Annotated in this window: 12 protein-coding genes and 1 pseudogene; 3 read left to right on the forward strand and 10 right to left on the reverse strand. The window is 71.0% G+C overall.

All coding sequences use genetic code 11. The features are described 5' to 3' along the window. Entirely contained in the window at positions 1-960 is a 960-nt protein-coding gene (locus ABT009_RS19350) for a DUF4097 family beta strand repeat-containing protein (RefSeq protein ID WP_351295822.1), read from the reverse strand. A gap of 225 nt (positions 961-1,185) precedes the next feature. Here ABT009_RS19350 and ABT009_RS19355 point away from each other — a divergent pair, with 225 nt between their 5' ends. Continuing rightward, complete coding sequence (locus ABT009_RS19355; RefSeq protein WP_351295825.1) at positions 1,186-2,031, forward strand: hypothetical protein; 846 nt, start codon at positions 1,186-1,188, stop codon at positions 2,029-2,031. Positions 2,032-2,065: 34 nt separating this feature from the next. Here ABT009_RS19355 and ABT009_RS19360 read toward each other — a convergent pair whose 3' ends face one another. The 7 genes and pseudogenes from ABT009_RS19360 to ABT009_RS19390 all read right to left on the reverse strand — a co-directional run bounded on the left by ABT009_RS19360 (position 2,066) and on the right by ABT009_RS19390 (position 11,067). After that, positions 2,066-2,245 carry a DUF6104 family protein gene (locus ABT009_RS19360; RefSeq protein WP_028420339.1) on the reverse strand — a complete coding sequence of 60 codons (180 nt, stop codon included), beginning with the start codon at positions 2,243-2,245 and terminating at the stop codon, positions 2,066-2,068. Between the two features lie 168 nt (positions 2,246-2,413). Continuing rightward, positions 2,414-6,205 (reverse strand): multifunctional oxoglutarate decarboxylase/oxoglutarate dehydrogenase thiamine pyrophosphate-binding subunit/dihydrolipoyllysine-residue succinyltransferase subunit, encoded by a 3,792-nt coding sequence (locus tag ABT009_RS19365; RefSeq protein ID WP_351295829.1) that lies wholly within the window; start codon positions 6,203-6,205, stop codon positions 2,414-2,416. Between the two features lie 226 nt (positions 6,206-6,431). Next, on the reverse strand, positions 6,432-7,607 hold the full coding sequence (locus ABT009_RS19370; RefSeq protein ID WP_351295832.1) for a HAMP domain-containing sensor histidine kinase: 1,176 nt from the start codon (positions 7,605-7,607) through the stop codon (positions 6,432-6,434). After that, positions 7,604-8,347: a response regulator transcription factor gene (locus ABT009_RS19375; protein ID WP_351295835.1), complete on the reverse strand. Its 744-nt coding sequence runs from the start codon at positions 8,345-8,347 to the stop codon at positions 7,604-7,606. Before ABT009_RS19375 ends, ABT009_RS19370 begins: the two co-directional genes overlap by 4 nt. Before the next feature lie 114 nt (positions 8,348-8,461). Beyond that, positions 8,462-9,154 (reverse strand): spermine/spermidine synthase domain-containing protein, encoded by a 693-nt coding sequence (locus ABT009_RS19380; RefSeq protein ID WP_351296038.1) that lies wholly within the window; start codon positions 9,152-9,154, stop codon positions 8,462-8,464. A gap of 99 nt (positions 9,155-9,253) precedes the next feature. After that, positions 9,254-10,372 (reverse strand): annotated as a pseudogene (locus ABT009_RS19385) (DUF3626 domain-containing protein); the annotation flags it as partial. Continuing rightward, positions 10,303-11,067, reverse strand: a complete 765-nt coding sequence (locus ABT009_RS19390) for an SAM-dependent methyltransferase (RefSeq protein ID WP_351295838.1) — start codon at positions 11,065-11,067, stop codon at positions 10,303-10,305. The gene ABT009_RS19390 and the pseudogene ABT009_RS19385, both read right to left, overlap by 70 nt. Before the next feature lie 272 nt (positions 11,068-11,339). On the opposite strand from ABT009_RS19390, the gene lon reads away from it, so the two are divergent. Continuing rightward, on the forward strand, positions 11,340-13,757 hold the full coding sequence (gene lon / locus ABT009_RS19395) for an endopeptidase La (protein WP_351295841.1): 2,418 nt from the start codon (positions 11,340-11,342) through the stop codon (positions 13,755-13,757). Positions 13,758-13,888: 131 nt separating this feature from the next. On the opposite strand, the gene ABT009_RS19400 is transcribed toward lon, so the two are convergent. Beyond that, positions 13,889-14,749 (reverse strand): lysozyme, encoded by an 861-nt coding sequence (locus ABT009_RS19400; protein WP_351295844.1) that lies wholly within the window; start codon positions 14,747-14,749, stop codon positions 13,889-13,891. Positions 14,750-15,026: 277 nt separating this feature from the next. Between ABT009_RS19400 and ABT009_RS19405 the strand changes: the two genes are divergently transcribed. Further along, positions 15,027-15,554 carry a MarR family winged helix-turn-helix transcriptional regulator gene (locus ABT009_RS19405; RefSeq protein ID WP_351295847.1) on the forward strand — a complete coding sequence of 176 codons (528 nt, stop codon included), beginning with the start codon at positions 15,027-15,029 and terminating at the stop codon, positions 15,552-15,554. 49 nt (positions 15,555-15,603) lie between these two features. Here ABT009_RS19405 and ABT009_RS19410 read toward each other — a convergent pair whose 3' ends face one another. Next, on the reverse strand, positions 15,604-16,389 hold the full coding sequence (locus tag ABT009_RS19410) for a protein phosphatase 2C domain-containing protein (RefSeq protein WP_351295850.1): 786 nt from the start codon (positions 16,387-16,389) through the stop codon (positions 15,604-15,606). Positions 16,390-17,134: the final 745 nt, after the last annotated feature.

The raw sequence follows: 17,134 nt of genomic DNA on the forward strand, positions 1-17,134 counted from the left end.
TCAGAGCACCTTCTTGTCGGTCGGGCCGGCGGTCGGGCCGTCAACGGACGTGGACGGCACATCAGGGGACGGCGCATCCGGGGAGGGGGCGTCAGCGGGTGGGCCGTCCAGGGGCCCGTCCGCCGGACCGTCCTCGACGGGTGGCCTGCGCAGCAACGCGATCGAGCCCGACACCGTCGTCGCCTTCAGCTTTCCGTTGCCCGCGCCCAGCCGACCGGTGATCTTCTTGGCGCCCCACTGGCCGCTGACCCGCAGGTCCTCGAAGGCGTTCGACACCGTCCCGCTCGCCGTGTTCGCCTCCACCTCCGCGTCCGCCGGATGCGGCAGGCGGATCGCGATCTCGCCGGACACGCTCGTGAGGCTGACGTCCGTGGGACCGTCCTTCGGGTCGAGGTCCACGATCATGGAACCGCTCACCGAATCGGCTCGTACGCATGACCCCGCGCCCTCGACGACCGTCAGGTCGCCGGAAACGGAGTTGAAGCGGAGGTCGCCCCTGACGGCCTGGGCCTCGACGTTGCCCGAGACGGTGTCGGCCCTGGTGCTCCCCGAGAGCCCGAGCAGCGTGGTGTCGCCGGTGACGCCCTTGACCTCCGTGCGCCCCTCGATTCCCGAGACGACCGCTCCGGCGCCCACGACGCCCACCTCGACGGCCGTGCCCGACGGAACGGCCAGCGACACCACCGCGCTGCGCCGCCAGCCCTTGCGGTCGAGCCACTTGAGGAAGCCCTTCCACGGCAGGTCCTCGTACGCCACGGTCAGCGTGGAGCCCGCCTGCGTGACGACCAGGGGCGGGCCCTCTATCTCCGACACCTCGAGCCGTGCGCCGCCCTCGCGGTTCAGTACGGCTTCGTCGGTGCCGACCACGTTCACCGTGCCGTTGACGATGCGCACGTGCAGTGCCGTCACCGGGGCGTCGAACGTGAGCTTCTTCGGCTCTGCGACGGACCACTCGGGCATGGGACCGGCCTCCTCGGGCGGAGTGACGTCGCCCCGGCGCCGAGGCGCTGAGGCGTGACGCTGCGGGTGACGCGCCATATCGCGTCTTCTCGCATACACGATATATCGCGGCCACGGAAAGTCAAGACACATCAAGACACCCGTTCCGGGGAACCCGCCGCCCGCGGCCGCTGCCCGACCCGGGCATGTACGCTGATCGGCCGGTATGTGCCCTAGCGTGGGGGTATGTCGCCCGACGCCTCAGCCGCCACCGACGCCGAATCCGCGTATGCCAGTGCCGCCGGGGCGCTGCTGTTGTGCCGGGCCGAGCCCGCCGCAGTGGCGCCGGCCGCGCAGCTGCTGCGGGAGCGGATGCTGCTTGCCCAGGCGGGGCCGGAGTGGAGCGTGCTCGTACCGGAGGGCACACCGTGGGTGCACGGCGGTGAACCCGTCGACCGGGTACTGGGCGGCTGGGCCGCAGCCCTCGCCGTAGGCGCGCCCTGGCCCGCACTCGCCCTGTGGTGGGACGACGACCGCAGCGGCTACACCCTCGCCTCGGGATTCCGCCGCACGGTCGGCTACGAGTGGCTGGCGAACGGCACACCGCTCGGCCAGGACGAGGCGATGCGCACCTTCGCGGCCCGGCTCGCCCTCGACCCGGTGCTGGACATGCAGTCCCTGGACGAACTGACCAGGACGGACACGGAGGCCGACGCGCGCGCCCGCATGCTCGGCCTGATCGCGGTCCTCACGCGCGCGGGGCTGACGCTTCCCGCCGGACTCATCCCCGGCGAGCCGGCCCACCGCCTCCGGGACGTCGCCCGCATTCAGCCGGACGCCCGGCAGATCGAATGGCCCGGCTGGCGCGACGCCGCCCGCGACCAGTTCGACGCGGTCGCCGAAACCCGTCTCGCCCCCTGGCTCCGGGGCCCGAAAGCCCGCGCGCTCTCCGCAGCCCAGCTGGCCACCGGCCTGCCACTCGCCCTCTGGGGCGTACGCCACCGCAGCGCGGGGTGGGTCGTCGCGGGCTCGCTGCTCCTCATCCACGGAGTGCTCGGACTCGCGTACGACCGGACGGGCGCGCGGGACTGAGGCCCGAGTACCTGCCGACGCCCGGAAACGGACGCTACTCGTCGTCCTCGTCGTCCAGCCGCGCCAGCCAGGTGGCCAGCCGCTCGACCGGGACCTCGAAGTCGGGGTTCAGATCGACGAACGTACGCAGCTGCTCGGCGAGCCACTCGAAGGTGATCTCCTCCTCGCCGCGCCGCTTCTCCAGTTCCTCGATGCCGCGGTCGGTGAAGTACAAGTCGTGCTCCTGATGCGGATGGGTTCCTCTCCCACAGGGTATGGGGTGGCGCACCCTCCCGGGACAGCACCCTCAGACGCCGGAGGGCCCGGCCCCGAGTCCGAGAACTCGGGGCCGGGCCCTCCGGTCAGTCACCTGATTCAGGTGCACTGATACAGGTTCCGAGGCTCAGGCCTCGAACACCTCACGCACCAGCTGCTCCTGCTCGGCCTGGTGCCGCTTCGCCGAGCCCACCGCCGGGGACGACGAGTGCGGGCGCGAGATACGGCGCAGGCGCTCGCGGGCCGGGACGTCCTCGCCGACCGCCAGGTCCAGGTGGTCGATCAGGTTCAGGGCGATGAACGGCCAGGCGCCCTGGTTGGCCGGCTCCTCCTGGGCCCACAGGTACTTCTCGGCGTTCGGGTACTTGGCGATCTCCTGCTGGAGCTCCGCACCCGGCAGCGGGTACAGGCGCTCGAGGCGGATGATCGCCGTGTCCGTGGCGCCGCGCTTCACGCGCGCGGCCTCCAGGTCGTAGTAGACCTTGCCGGAGGTGAAGACGACCCTGCGGACCGCGGCCGGATCGGCCGTCGCGTCGCCGATGACGGGGCGGAAGCCGCCCGTGGTGAACTCCTCCGTCTTCGAGGCCGCGGCCTTGAGGCGCAGCATCGACTTCGGCGTGAAGACGACCAGCGGCTTGTGGTGCGGGTTGTGCACCTGCCACCGCAGGAGGTGGAAGTAGTTCGACGGGAGGGTCGGCATGGCGACCGTCATGTTGTTCTGCGCGCAGATCTGCAGGAAGCGCTCCGGGCGGGCCGAGGAGTGGTCCGGGCCCTGGCCCTCGTAGCCGTGGGGCAGGAGCAGGGTGACGCCGGACGTCTGGCCCCACTTCTGCTCGGCCGACGAGATGAACTCGTCCACGACCGTCTGTGCGCCGTTGACGAAGTCACCGAACTGCGCCTCCCAGAGGACCAGCGCCTCCGGGCGGGCCAGGGAGTAGCCGTACTCGAAGCCCATCGCCGCGTACTCGGACAGGAGCGAGTCGTAGACGTTGAAGCGGGCCTGGTCGTCCGAGAGGTACAGGAGCGGGGTGTAGTCCTCGCCCGTCTCGCGGTCCACCAGCACCGCGTGGCGCTGGCCGAACGTGCCACGGCGGGAGTCCTGGCCGGACAGCCGGACCGGGGTGCCCTCGAGCAGCAGCGAACCGAACGCCAGGGTCTCGCCCATCGCCCAGTCGATCGTGCCGTCCTCGACCATGGTCGCGCGGCGCTGCAGCTGCGGCAGCAGACGCGGGTGGACGGTGATCCGGTCGGGGATGTTGACCTGGGACTCGGCGATCCGCTTCACGATCTCCTGGGAGATCGCGGTGGTGACGGCCACCGGGAACTCGGCCTTGGCGTCCGGGACCTGGGCCTCGGCGGGCTGCGAGGTGGCCTCGCGGACCTCCGTGAAGACCTTCTCCAGCTGGCCCTGGTAGTCCTGCAGGGCCTGCTCGGCCTCTTCCAGCGTGATGTCGCCGCGGCCGATCAGGGACTCGGTGTACAGCTTGCGCACCGAGCGCTTCTTGTCGATCAGGTCGTACATCAGCGGCTGCGTGAAGGACGGGTTGTCGGCCTCGTTGTGACCGCGGCGGCGGTAGCAGATGAGGTCGATGACGACGTCCTTGTTGAACGCCTGACGGAACTCGAAGGCCAGGCGGGCCACGCGGACCACGGCCTCCGGGTCGTCGCCGTTCACGTGGAAGATCGGCGCCTCGATCATGCGGGCCACGTCGGTGGAGTACATCGACGAGCGCGAGGACTCCGGCGCGGCCGTGAAGCCGACCTGGTTGTTGATGACGATGTGGACCGTGCCGCCCGTGCGGTAGCCGCGCAGCTGCGACATGTTCAGGGTCTCGGCCACGACGCCCTGGCCAGCGAAGGCCGCGTCACCGTGCAGGGCCACCGGCAGGACCGTGAAGTCCGAGCCGCCCTTGCCGATGATGTCCTGCTTGGCGCGCGCGACACCCTCGACGACCGGGTCGACCGCCTCGAGGTGCGAGGGGTTGGCGGTGAGCGAGACCTTGATCTGCTCGCCGTCCAGGCCGGTGAAGGTGCCCTGGGCGCCCAGGTGGTACTTCACGTCGCCGGAGCCGTGCATCGACTTCGGGTCGAGGTTGCCCTCGAACTCGCGGAAGATCTGCGCGTACGACTTGCCGACGATGTTCGCCAGAACGTTCAGGCGGCCGCGGTGGGCCATGCCGATGACGACCTCGTCCAGGCGGGACTCCGCCGCGCTGTCGATCACAGCGTCGAGCAGCGGGATGACCGACTCGCCGCCCTCGAGCGAGAAGCGCTTCTGGCCGACGTACTTCGTCTGCAGGAAGGTCTCGAAGGCCTCCGCCGCGTTCAGCCGGCGCAGGATGCGCAGCTGCTCCTCGCGCTCCGGCTTGCTGTGCGGGCGCTCCACACGGTCCTGGATCCACTTGCGCTGCTTGGGGTCCTGGATGTGCATGTACTCGATGCCGGTGGTGCGGCAGTACGAGTCGCGCAGGACGCCGAGGACGTCGCGCAGCGTCATCATCGACTTGGCGGCGAAGCCGCCGACGGCGAACTCGCGCTCCAGGTCCCACAGCGTGAGACCGTGCTCGGTGATGTCCAGGTCGGGGTGCTTGCGCTGGCGGTACTCCAGCGGGTCGGTGTCGGCCATGAGGTGGCCGCGGACCCGGTAGGAGTGGATCAGCTCGAAGACGCGGGCGGCCTTGGTGACGTCGTCGTCGTGCGAGGCGTCGATGTCCTTGAGCCAGCGGACCGGCTCGTACGGGATGCGCAGCGCCTCGAAGATCTCGTCGTAGAAGCCGTTCTCGCCGAGGAGGTAGTTCGCGACGATCCGCAGGAACTCGCCGGAGGCCGCACCCTGGATGACCCGGTGGTCGTACGTCGAGGTCAGGGTCATGACCTTGGAGATGCCCAGCTTGTTCAGCGTGTCCTGGGACGTGCCCTGGAACTCGGCCGGGTAGTCCATCGAGCCGACGCCCATGATCACCGACTGGCCCGGCATCAGACGCGGTACGGAGTGCACGGTGCCGAGGCCGCCCGGGTTGGTCAGGGAGACCGTGACGCCGGTGAAGTCGTCCATCGTCAGCTTGCCGTCGCGGGCGCGGCGGACGATGTCCTCGTAGGCCTGCCAGAACTCGAAGAAGTTCAGCGTCTCGGCCTTCTTGATGCCCGCGACGACCAGCTGGCGGTCGCCGTTGGGCTTCACCAGGTCGATGGCGAGGCCGAAGTTGACATGCGGCGGCTTGACGAGGGTCGGCTTGCCGTCCTTCTCCGCGTAGTGCCAGTTCATCGACGGCATCGTCTTGATGGCCTGCACCATCGCGTACCCGATGAGGTGGGTGAAGGAGATCTTCCCGCCACGGGCGCGCTTGAGGTGGTTGTTGATGACGATGCGGTTGTCGAAGAGCAGCTTCACCGGGACCGCGCGGACGGACGTGGCCGTCGGCAGCTCCAGGGATGCGTTCATGTTCTTCGCGACGGCGGCGGAGGGGCCGCGCAGCGTCACGAACTCGGGGCCCTCGGGCGCCTCGGCGGGCGCGGCCTTCGCGGCGGGCTTCGCCGTGGCCGGCTTGGCGGCGGGAGCGGCCGCGGCGGGCTTCGCCGCGGGGGCCGGAGCGGCGGCCGGCTTCGGGGCCGCGGGAGCGGCAGGCGCGGCGGCGCTCGGGGCCACGGGGGCCGGGGCGGCTGCGGGAGCGCTCGGCGCGGCCGGGGCCCCCGCGACAGCAGCACCGTCCGGCTTCGCCGTGGTGGCGGCGCCGCCACCTGGCTTGTAGTCGGCGAAGAAGTCCCACCAGGCTCGGTCTACCGAGTTCGGGTCCTGGAGGTACTGCTGATAGATCTCGTCGACGAGCCACTCGTTGGCACCGAACGCGGCAGCTGGGTTCTTCCCGGCTTGGTCGGTCTCGGTGGAGATGCTCGAGTTACTGGGGGACTGTGGCGACACGGCGGCAACCGCCCTCTTCCGCTTCACAAGGTGATGGACAGCGGGAATAAAGGCTACGCCTCCATCGCCGAGAGGTGCAGGCCGGGCCGGTGATCCGTCGTGTAAGTCACATCGAAAACCGTGTTTCGGCGCTTGAAATGGCGGGAAACAAGCGTGGTTTCGCTGTGTGCGGGTACGTCGACGTGCGGTCGTGCCCCCTTGGGACCCCGCCTACTCGAACTTTACGTCAACTTTGCGGATGGGGCAGGCCCGGAAGTGTGACCTGGATCCGGCAGCCGCGCGGGGATTCGGCCACACCGATCGAGCCTCCGTGCAGGTCCACGGCCCAGCGCGCGATGGCCAGGCCGAGGCCCGTGCCGCCGTCGCTGCCCGGACCCTTGGAGGCCGCGTGGGAGTACCTGCCGCGGTTGAACCGCTCGAAGACCCGGTGCCACTCCGACCGCGGGATGCCCGGGCCCTCGTCCTGCACCTCCAGGTCCAGCGACTCGGGCGTCGGACCGCGCCGGGCGCGCAGCGTCACCCGGCCGTGCGGCGGGCTGTGCTTGACCGCGTTGTCGATCAGGTTGGCCACGACCTGGTGGATCCGCTCCGGGTCCGCGTGCGCCGTCAGCTCCGGCGGCGACACGTCCAGGTGCAGATGGACGTCCGTACGCGTGTGGCTGCCGGAGCCCGAGGCGATGCCCGCGCGCTGTGAGGCGATCATGTTGGCCTCCTTCAGCACGCCCGACAGGTACGGCCACACCTCGAAGCGGCGGGCCTTCAGCGGTACGACGCCGTTGTCCAGGCGGGACAGGTCGAGGAGCGTCTCGACGAGGCGGCCCAGGCGCTCGGTCTGCTTCAGGGCCGTGCGCATCGTCTCGGGGTCGGCGGCCGAGACGCCGTCGACGACGTTCTCCAGGACGGCACGCAGGGCCGCGATGGGGGTGCGCAGCTCGTGCGAGACGTTCGCGACGAGCTCCTTGCGCTGCTGGTCCTGCGCCTCCAGGTCGTCGGCCATACGGTTGATCGTCGAGGCCAGGTCGCCGAGCTCGTCGCGCCGGTCGGCGCCGCGTACCCGGCGCGTGTAGTCGCCGTGCGAGATGGACCGGGCCACGACGTTCATCTCGTCGAGCGGAGCCGTGAGGGAATGCGCCACGAACTGGGTGATCAGCAGGGTCGCTATCACCGAGAAGACCGTGATGAAGCGGAACTCCGTCTTCGTGCGCACCGCGACCATCAGCAGTCCGGTCGTGATGAACACCGAGACGACGACCAGGGTGCCGAGCTTCGTCTTGATGGAGAACGGCCGCAGCGCACCCCAGGGGGGCCCGCTCCGGCGGCCGGGCGCGGGCTGACGGAGCGGGGCTCCCGCGTCCCCGCCCGGACCCCTACCCGTCTCTACCGGCCCTGCCGACGTGCTCATGGCGTGGGCGTCTCCAGCGCGTACCCGACGCCGTGCACCGTGCGGATCCGCTCGGCGCCGATCTTGCGCCGCAGCGCCTTGATGTGGCTGTCGACGGTCCGGGTACCGGAGGCGTCCGCCCAGTCCCAGACCTCGGCCAGCAGCTGCTCGCGGGAGAGCACGGCGCGCGGTGTGTTCGCGAGGCATACCAGGAGGTCGAACTCGGTGGGCGTCAGGTGGACGTCATCGCTGCGCACCCGCACCCGGCGCTGGGCGTGGTCGATCTCGAGCTCGCCGAGGCGCAGTATGCCGCTGCGCGGGGTCGTCGCGGCGAGCGCGGCGCGCTCCATGCGGCGCAGCAGGACGTGCACCCGGGCGGCCAGCTCGCGCATCGAGAACGGCTTGGTCATGTAGTCGTCCGCGCCGACGCCGAGCCCGACCAGCATGTCGGTCTCGTCGTCACGCGCGGTCAGCATCATCACCGGGACGGGCCGCTGCGCCTGCACCCGGCGGCACACCTCGAGCCCGTCGAAGCCGGGGAGCATGACATCGAGGATCAGCAGATCGGGTTGCCATGCCTCGGCCGTGTCGACGGCGGCCGGTCCGTCGCCCGCTGTTTGCACGAGGAATCCCTCGGCTCGCAGCCGTGCGGAGATGGCGTCGACGATCGTCGGGTCGTCCTCGACCACCAGCACCCGGCGCTGTGCACCCGGCGTGGCCGCCGCGGTGCCGTTGTGGGAGGTCTGTGTCGTCTGCTCCATCGCCCCGCCCCTGACTGTGCTTTCCGGAATCCGTGGGGTGATCCCATAACTGCGCTTGACGCTTGAATGATCTGTGCGCCGAGCAGCAGCGTACGGGCAGCGACCGTGCCTCGGCTATTCAGCCCTGGTTGCAACATGGACTACGTCCGGAACGCCCCGGGCAACCGGGACCTCTTCGGTACGGACCCCTTTGAATCCGGCATTCCGCAAGGTTTGTTCAAAACGAGGCGATGGCTGGGCGGACCAGACAGCGAGCACGCCGCCCGGCGTGAGCCGCTCGCGGCATGCCGCGAGCCCTGCAGGAGAGTAGAGGCCCTCGTTGTCGTCGGTCACGGTCCAGCCGGGGCCGTTGTCGATGTCCAGGCAGAGTGCGTCGTACGTCACTTCCGACTCGCGTACGTATGAGACGAGGTCGGCGGCCACGATCTCCGTACGCGGATCGGCGAGCGCCTCGGCGGAGAGCTCCGACAGCGGGCCCGAGCGGTGCCAGTCGATGACCGCGTCCTCGCGCTCGACGACAACGATGCGCTTCCAGCGCGGGTTTTGTGCCGCGTGGACGAGCGAGAAGCCGACGCCCAGACCGCCGATGAGGACGGTGGGCGAGCTGCGGCCGTCCAGCGCGTCAAGGGCCGCGTCCACGAGGCGCCGCTCGGAGCGGCCGTCCGATGTGTCCATGAGGAAGCAGCCGTTGGCGATGATCTGCAGCAGCCCGCCGTGGCGACGGAGGGCCACTTCGCCGTGGGGGCCGTCCCGTCGGTCCAGGACGACGGGGCCTTCCGGGACAGGGGTGTTGTACGGCGTTGGCATGGTTCCCATCCTGGTCGGGCCGCCCCTGGACGGCCACTTCTTTGCGGACCGTCCACCCGGCGGCGCGGACGGCAGGGCCGGCTCGCCGAACTGCACCAGGCAGTGCCACAACTGCTTGACGTACTGCAGCACTTCGTTCTGAGTGCCCCACTCCGCCCACTCCTTGGGCGCGGTGACGACCGAGGCCGCGGCGCCTCCCAGGACCTGGGCGTCCAGCAGTCCGTCCGGACCGGCGAACTCCGCGCAGATGCGGACGCCGAGCGGGCGCATGACCGGTCCCCGGAACTCGTCGTCCAGTTCCTCCGCCCGCAGGCGGAACCCCTCGTGCCATTCGGCCGCGAGCCCGTGGCGCGCCGCGGTCTCCAGCAGCAGCGCCCCGGTCCGCGTACCGCGGAAGGACGGGTCCAGGACCAGGGCCTCCGCATCGAGGTGCAGGTCGACGGGGCCGTGGACCTGCACCTCGATGTAGTCGTCCAGCGCCCGTCCGTTCCGTACGGGTCGGGCGGGCTTCGGAAGTTCGTGCAGGACAGCCACCGGATCGGCGCCCGTGACACCCAGGATCCGGCCGGTGTCCCGTGCCGTCTCGCACAACCCGGCGAGTACCGGCGCGAAGGCGTCGACGGTGCCGATGTCGTCCGGGCCGACGTGGCTGTCGCCGAAGCAGTAGGTGGCCCGGGCGTGCACGGCGGGTCGCAGTCGCACATGGCAGGAGCCGTAGCGCGGGCACGCGCCATCGGGGTGCTTCATCAGGTTGAGCCCGCCGTACCTGGGACGCTCGCCCGCGGTGACGCCCGGTGCGTGATACGCCCGGCCGAACAGCTGCTCCTCCCATCCGTCCCGGTCCCCGCCGGGATACGCCGTGCGGCTGCCGTTGGACAGACCCGTCTCGTACTGGCAGCGGTACCTCCCGTCCGCGCAGAGGGACTCGGCCACGGTGCGGCCGTCCGCGAGCAGCCGGTCGGGGTGGAAGTTGAGCGTCACGCGCGCGTGCTCGCGTACAAGGGTGGTGAGCTGATCGACATCGGCGGCCGAGGCGGTCGCTTCCTGGCCGATGGCGGCGGCGATACGGGCCGCCGCGTCCGCGTGGCGTGCCCGGCCCGCGGCCCGTACATGGTGCAGGGCCGCGGCCTGAGCCGCGGTCAGGGCCGTCACGCGCCGTCGGCCCGGCGCAGGACCAGCGTCACGAAACCGAGGGTGCCGCGGTAGCCGCGCAGCCACGCCTCGCGGTGGGCGTTCGCGGCCTTCAGGGCGTCGTCGTGACCGGGGTCGTCGGGGTGGTCCAGGGCCCAGCGGGTGAGGGTCCCGGTCCAGGACCACTCGTAGTCGTCCCACTCCTCGAGGGTGCTGACGTGCCCGTACACCGGGAGCCAGCCGTCCGCCACGACCCGGTCGACGGTGGTGGCGAGGTCGGCGAACTCGTCGGCGGCGAATCCGGCGTCGAGCGTCGCCCGGTCGGGCTCGCGCTCCCAGAAGCCGTCCCCGACCAGCACGCTGCCGCCCGGGGCGAGGTGCCGGCGGGCGGCCCGGAGGGTGGGCAGCAGTCCGCCGAAGGCATGGGCGGCGCCGACGCTGAGCACCAGGTCGTACGGGTCGGAGGCCGTGAATTCCGTCGCGTCCTGCTGGTGGAGGGTGAGCCGGTCCCCGATGCCGTCCCGCTCGGCCGCCGCGACCCGGGCGCGCTCCAGGGCGGCGACGGCGAGGTCGACTCCGTCGGCCCGCAGCTCCGGCCGTCCGGACAGGGCCCGCAGCAGCCACTCGCCGGAGCCGCAGCCGAGATCGAGCAGCCGGCCGCCCAGCCGACCGCCCGCGCGCGGGAGCGCCCGTTCCAGAAGCCGTGCGACGGAGGCGTCGCTCAGGGGCGCCGCGATCGGGTGGTCGCCGTGGGCGAGAGCGCTGATGGTCTGCTGGTCCATCCGGGCATCCTGGCGGCAACCGGCTCCGCTGTCCTGGGAATTAGCCGCCTGGGGAGGTAGCCGCCCGGGAAGGCCAACGGCGTCGCGCCGACGGCGAAAGGCCGGGTCGTCGAACGCCGGGCTGGGCGCGAGCCAGGGTGCGACCGTCTCCGCCGGCTCGAACCTGGGTGGCGCGCAGCTTGATCGCTCACAGCGAACAGCGTGTCGGGAACATCCCGCGGCTCACATGCATTGAGCCTGTACAGCTCAACTTGACTGCCGAAGGGGAGATCATGGCTTCGATGTCCGCACCGCTCACCCTGCCCGTGCTGCCGCTCGACGACGAGGTCGTGCTGCCCGGAATGGTGGTTCCGCTGGACCTCACGGATGCCGACGTACGAGCCGCGGTGGAGGCCGCTCAGGCCGCCGCGCGGTCCAGTGGCGACAGCAAGCCGAAGGTGCTGCTTGTTCCACGCGTCGACGGGACGTACGCCGCGACCGGTGTGCTCGGCACCGTCGAGCAGGTCGGGCGGCTCTCCGGCGGTGATCCCGGCGCGCTGATCCGCGGCCGCGGGCGCGTGCAGATCGGCGCCGGGACGACCGGGCCGGGTGCGGCGCTGTGGGTCGAGGGCCTGCAGGTCGACGAGACCGTGCCGGACCCCCTGCCGGGCGCCGTCGCCGAGCTCGTGAAGGAGTACAAGGCGCTCGCCACGAGCTGGCTGAAGAAGCGTGGCGCGTGGCAGATCGTGGACCGCGTGGCGCAGATCGACGACGTGTCGGCGCTCGCGGACAACTCCGGCTACTCACCGTTCCTGACCACCGCCCAGAAGGTGGAGCTCCTGGAGACCGCCGACCCGGTCGCGCGTCTGAAGCTCGCCGCCGAGCAGCTGCGCGAGCACCTCGCCGAGCAGGACGTGGCCGAGTCCATCGCCAAGGACGTCCAGGAGGGCGTCGACAAGCAGCAGCGCGAGTTCCTGCTGCGGCGCCAACTCGAGGCCGTACGCAAGGAGCTGCGCGAGCTCAACGGCGAGGACGGGGAAGACGAGCCCGACGACTACCGCGCGCGCGTGGAGGCCGCCGATCTTCCCGAGAAGGTGCGCGAGGCCGCGCTCAAGGAGGTCGACAAGCTCGAGCGGGCCAGCGACCAGTCGCCCGAGGGCTCCTGGATCCGCACCTGGCTCGACACCGTGCTCGAGCTCCCGTGGCACGAGCGGACCGAGGACCAGTACGACATCCAGGGCGCCAAGGCCGTGCTCGACACCGAGCACGCGGGCCTGGAGGACGTGAAGGAGCGGATCACCGAATACCTGGCGGTGCGAAAGCGGCGCGCCGACCGGGGCCTGGGCGTGGTCGGCGGGCGGCGCGGGGGTGCCGTTCTCGCGCTCGTCGGCCCGCCCGGTGTCGGAAAGACCAGCCTCGGTGAGAGCGTCGCGCACGCGATGGGCCGGAAGTTCGTGCGGGTCGCCCTCGGCGGCGTGCGCGACGAGGCGGAGATCCGCGGTCACCGGCGTACGTACGTCGGTGCCCTGCCCGGCCGTATCGTCCGCGCCATCAAGGAGGCCGGGTCCATGAACCCGGTCGTCCTGCTCGACGAGATCGACAAGGTCGGCTCCGACTTCCGCGGCGACCCCGCGGCCGCCCTGCTCGAGGTCCTCGACCCCGCGCAGAACCACACCTTCCGGGACCACTACCTGGAGGTGGAGCTCGACCTGAGCGACGTCGTGTTCCTGGCCACCGCGAACGTTCTGGAGGCCATCCCGGAGGCGCTGCTCGACCGTATGGAGCTCGTCCGGCTCGACGGCTACACCGAGGACGAGAAGGTCGTCATCGCCCGGGACCACCTGCTGCCGCGTCAGCTGGAGCGAGGCGGGCTCAGCAAGGACGAGGTCACCATCGACGAGGGCGCGCTGCGCAAGCTCGCTGGTGAGTACACGCGCGAGGCGGGCGTACGCAACCTCGAGCGGTCCATCGCGCGGCTGCTGCGCAAGGTCGCGGCCCAGCACGAACTCGGCGAGCGGAAGCTGCCGTTCACGGTCACGGAGGGGGACCTCCGCGGGCTGATCGGGCGGCCGCACCACGTGCCCGAGTCCGCGCAGGACCCGGCCGAGCGGCGCACGGCCGTCCCCGGTGTCGCCACCGGCCTCGCCGTCACGGGCGCGGGCGGCGACGTCCTCTACGTCGAGGCGTCGCTCGCCGACCCGGAGACGGGCGCCGCGGGACTGACCCTCACCGGCCAGCTCGGCGACGTGATGAAGGAGTCCGCGCAGATCGCGCTCTCCTTCCTCCGCTCGCACGGCGCCGAACTGGAGCTGCCGGTCGGCGATCTGAAGGACCGGGGCGTGCACATCCACTTCCCGGCGGGCGCGGTGCCGAAGGACGGCCCGAGCGCGGGCGTCACCATGACGACGGCCCTCGCGTCGCTGCTCAGCGGACGACTGGTCCGTACGGACGTGGCGATGACCGGTGAGGTGTCGCTGACCGGGCGGGTCCTGCCCATCGGCGGCGTCAAGCAGAAGCTGCTGGCCGCCCACCGGGCCGGGATCACGACGGTCGTCATCCCGAAGCGGAACGAGCCCGACCTGGACGACGTCCCTGCCGAGGTCCTGGAGAAGCTCGACGTCCACGCGGTGACAGACGTCCGCCAGGTGCTGGAGCTGGCGCTGTCGCCGGCGACGAACGGCGCCCCGGCGGAGGTTCCGGTCGCGGCGTGACGGGGTCGCCCGGCCAGCGCGGTGTGACCGCGCCCGGGTGACGGAGGTTTCGGCCGCGGAGTGACGGACGCGACCGGAAGGCAAAGGCCCGGGACCCCTCGTGGGTCCCGGGCCCGCGCGTACCCGCGGGATCAGCCGTTGGCCAGTGCCTGCACCCGGTCCAGCGCCCCGTTGAACTTGTTGTGGTCGCCGACCGTGGGGCCGGTCGATGTGTACTGCCACATCGTGTAGTAGCTCCACCCGGCGGGGAGTTCACCGACCGTCGTGTTGTAGCGGGCGATCCACAGCGGGTTGGTCGACGCGAAACCGCTGTAGTTGCCCGTGCACAGCGTCCACCAGCTCGTCGAGGTGTAGATCACCGCGTCCCGCCCCGTACGCGCCTTGTACTGGTCCAGGAAGCTCTTGATCCAGCTGACCATGCCGCTCTGCGTCTTGCCGTAGCAGTCCGCTCCGTACGGGTTCCACTCGATGTCCAGCGCGCCCGGCAGCGTCTTGCCGTCCTTGGACCAGCCGCCGCCGTTGTCCACGAAGTAGTTGGCCTGGGTGGCGCCGGTCGTCGTGTCGGGGGTCGCGAAGTGGTACGACCCGCGGATCATCCCGACGTTGTACGAACCGTTGTACTGCTGCGTGAAGTAGGTGTTCTTGTAGTACGTGCCCTCGGTGGCCTTGACGTAGGCCCACTTCACGCCGCTGCTCCAGAGCGTCGACCAGGTGACGTTGCCCTGGTGGCTGCTGACGTCCACGCCCTCCGTCTGGACGGCGCGGGTGTCCGGTGGCAGCCCGCCCTGTCCGTCGTGCTCGACGACTCCCATGCCCATATAGGCGGAGCCCCGCGCAGGTATGTCCGCGGCGGCTGCGCCGCCGGTGCCGGCCGCCTGCGCCGCGAACGGCAGCGCGAGCAGCAGGGAGAGTGCCGCGAGGAGGATCCCGGCCGCCGAGAAGCCCGGGCGGCGCGAGCGGTGGGGACGGTGCGTGGATCTGTGCACGGGCATACGTGCCTCCGAAGGCCTCGGTGAGCTCGGTGGAGCCCAAAGGTGGGGGAAGGTGCCGCTGTGCCGGTACGCCGCCATCGCGACGGAGTCCTCGTTGACCCGTATCAATGGCGTGCGCATGTCAGAACCGTGCGTTCAGCCGGAGACTCTACGCACGTAGATCCCGGCGAGGGAAGAGGGCCCGGCTGCTGCCGTTGGTCTATTCCTGCGAAATACTGGTCGAGCTGCGGCAACGGCTGCGCATCGAGGGAAACTTTCAGAGTCGGGAAACCGGGGCATGGGTGCTGACGTGCACGAGGACGGGAACGAAGCCGGCAGAGAAGCCGGAAACGGCGCGGTGCGCGCGCCCGAATTCGAGGCGCCGGAACACGGTGCGGACCGCGAGTTCCTTTCGTTGGAACGCGAGTTGACGGTCCTTCTGCGCCGTGCCCGGGCCTCGTCCGGTGAGATGGCCCGCGAGGTCCACCCGGACCTCGAACCCGCGGCGTACGGACTCCTCGTACGGCTGGAGGAGCGCGGGGAGCAGCGGGCCACCGAACTCGCCGCGTACATCGGCGTCGGCAAGGCCACCATGAGCCGGCAGCTGCGCGCGCTCGAGCAACTTGGGCTCGTCGCCCGGGAGCCCGACCCCGCCGACGGGCGCGCCTGGCTCGTGCACCTCACCGACGAGGGACGCGCCCGCTTCCGCACGGTCCGCAACGCCCGCCGCGCCCGCTACGTCCGCCAGCTCGCCGACTGGGACCGCAAGGAGGTGGCGGAGCTGGCCCGCCTCCTCCATCATCTGAACGCGCGCGCCGAGGGCTAGCGGAACCCCGCGCCGGTGGACGCCCACGTGCCGGGCCCCTGCCGGCGGCTCACAGCTCGGCGTACACCACCGCCGCGTCGTCGTGTCTCTTGCCGCGGCCCAGGAACCGCCGCTCCGTGTCCGCGGTCTCCAGGGCGCGGACGCGGTCGATGAGCGCCTGGGGGCCCTCCTTGCGGATGAAGGTGAGGCAGTCGTTCCAGTCGCCCTCGCGGAACTTCTCCACCCAGCGCGTGGCCCCGTCCGTGAGCGCCGCCACCGCTCGTACGCCCGACCGCGGCAGCGCTCCGGTCACCGCACGTGCGGATACGGACGGGTCGGCCGCCGCGGTGAAGAAGCCGTCCTCCTTGTTGCGTACCGCCGTGTCGGCGACCGCGTCCGAGGCGAGCGAGGCGCGCGGCAGGCGTGACAGGCGGTCGTCCAGGACGGCGCGGACCGTGCCGTCCCGGCCCTCGACGAGCAGGGCGGAGTCGGACAGCACCAGATACTCGAACCGCTCGGCGTCCCAGCGCGCCACCACGGCGGTCGCCTGCGGCGTACGCGGGTGAGAAAGGTCACAGGTTTCGCGGTGGGCTTCGGCGGTGCGCCGGATTGCCTCCGAAAGGACTTCCTGCAGCGTCAAATCTCTTCGCGAAACGGACAGTTCGCCCAGTGCGCCGCCCAGTCGCGCGGTGAACCACGGAACGGAGTGCAGACAGCCCGTTCCGTCCGGTGGAGGCGTCACACCGTCGAGCAGGACGAGCGAACCACCCTGCCCTGAAGCCGGAACCGCCACCGATGCATAGTCCTCATTGGGTCGGGCAGGGGTACCCGGGGCCGTTGCGAGTTCGATACGCATCCGGCCATTCTGCACGAGGTCTTCACACGATCCGCAACTCCCGGTGAACGCCCGGAACATACGGCGTACCAGCAGGTCAGCCGCCGGATTTCAGCCGGAATGATCCACTCCGCCTGGCTGTGGCGGGGCATCTTGCCAAAGCTCGGGGGAGACGTCCACCCATGGCCGCGTGCGCGGGTTATGAGCGTGGATCCCGGAACTTGCCCACCAACTCCCCGCCGATGTTCACTCCTTCGGGTGGCGGGCAAGGCGATGGGCGGTCGCTGCTCATCGGCGCTGGGATGGTCTGGAGCCGTACGAGGAGGCGCTCGCGTTGACGGACCGTCACCCGGGCCCAGGGGTTGGACGAGTCAGGAATGCGAGCACCGGTGCAGAAGATGCGGCCTCGGCGACGCAAGAGCGGGCAGACGGCGTTCGACACGGCCGGCGGGGGTGCGTCCGGCGCCTCTGCGTCCGGCGGGCAGGCCGCGCCGGCAGCGCCCGACGCCTCGGGCGCGGCTGCGCAGTCCGTCGACGGAATACCGACTGCCGCTGGTGAGCCGATTGGCGCGGGTGCGCCGACTGCCGGTGGGCCGATCGCCGCGGGTGCGCCCGACGCTGCTTATTCCACCCCCGGCGCCATGAACGCGCAGGCACCGGCAGATGTGCCGGGCACCTCCGGCCCGCAGGTCCCCGCAGGCGGCGCCGCCGGAGCCCCCGGCGGACCGAGCCGCGGTGGGTCCGGTGCCGGTGCCTCGGGAGGTGG

The sequence above is a fragment of the Streptomyces sp. NPDC002896 genome (assembly GCF_040295225.1).
In the GTDB taxonomy this organism is placed as follows: Bacteria; Actinomycetota; Actinomycetes; order Streptomycetales; family Streptomycetaceae; genus Streptomyces.

Bases quoted from the DNA above. Each gene is read 5' to 3' on its own strand.
- ABT009_RS19410 (WP_351295850.1), bottom strand. From the start codon at position 16,389: ATGCGTATCGAACTCGCAACGGCCCCGGGTACCCCTGCCCGACCCAAT.
- ABT009_RS19350 (WP_351295822.1), bottom strand. From the start codon at position 960: ATGCCCGAGTGGTCCGTCGCAGAGCCGAAGAAGCTCACGTTCGACGCC.
- ABT009_RS19390 (WP_351295838.1), bottom strand. From the start codon at position 11,067: ATGGACCAGCAGACCATCAGCGCTCTCGCCCACGGCGACCACCCGATC.
- ABT009_RS19380 (WP_351296038.1), bottom strand. From the start codon at position 9,154: ATGCCAACGCCGTACAACACCCCTGTCCCGGAAGGCCCCGTCGTCCTG.
- lon (WP_351295841.1), top strand. From the start codon at position 11,340: ATGGCTTCGATGTCCGCACCGCTCACCCTGCCCGTGCTGCCGCTCGAC.
- ABT009_RS19400 (WP_351295844.1), bottom strand. From the start codon at position 14,749: ATGCCCGTGCACAGATCCACGCACCGTCCCCACCGCTCGCGCCGCCCG.
- ABT009_RS19405 (WP_351295847.1), top strand. From the start codon at position 15,027: ATGGGTGCTGACGTGCACGAGGACGGGAACGAAGCCGGCAGAGAAGCC.
- ABT009_RS19355 (WP_351295825.1), top strand. From the start codon at position 1,186: ATGTCGCCCGACGCCTCAGCCGCCACCGACGCCGAATCCGCGTATGCC.
- ABT009_RS19370 (WP_351295832.1), bottom strand. From the start codon at position 7,607: ATGAGCACGTCGGCAGGGCCGGTAGAGACGGGTAGGGGTCCGGGCGGG.
- ABT009_RS19375 (WP_351295835.1), bottom strand. From the start codon at position 8,347: ATGGAGCAGACGACACAGACCTCCCACAACGGCACCGCGGCGGCCACG.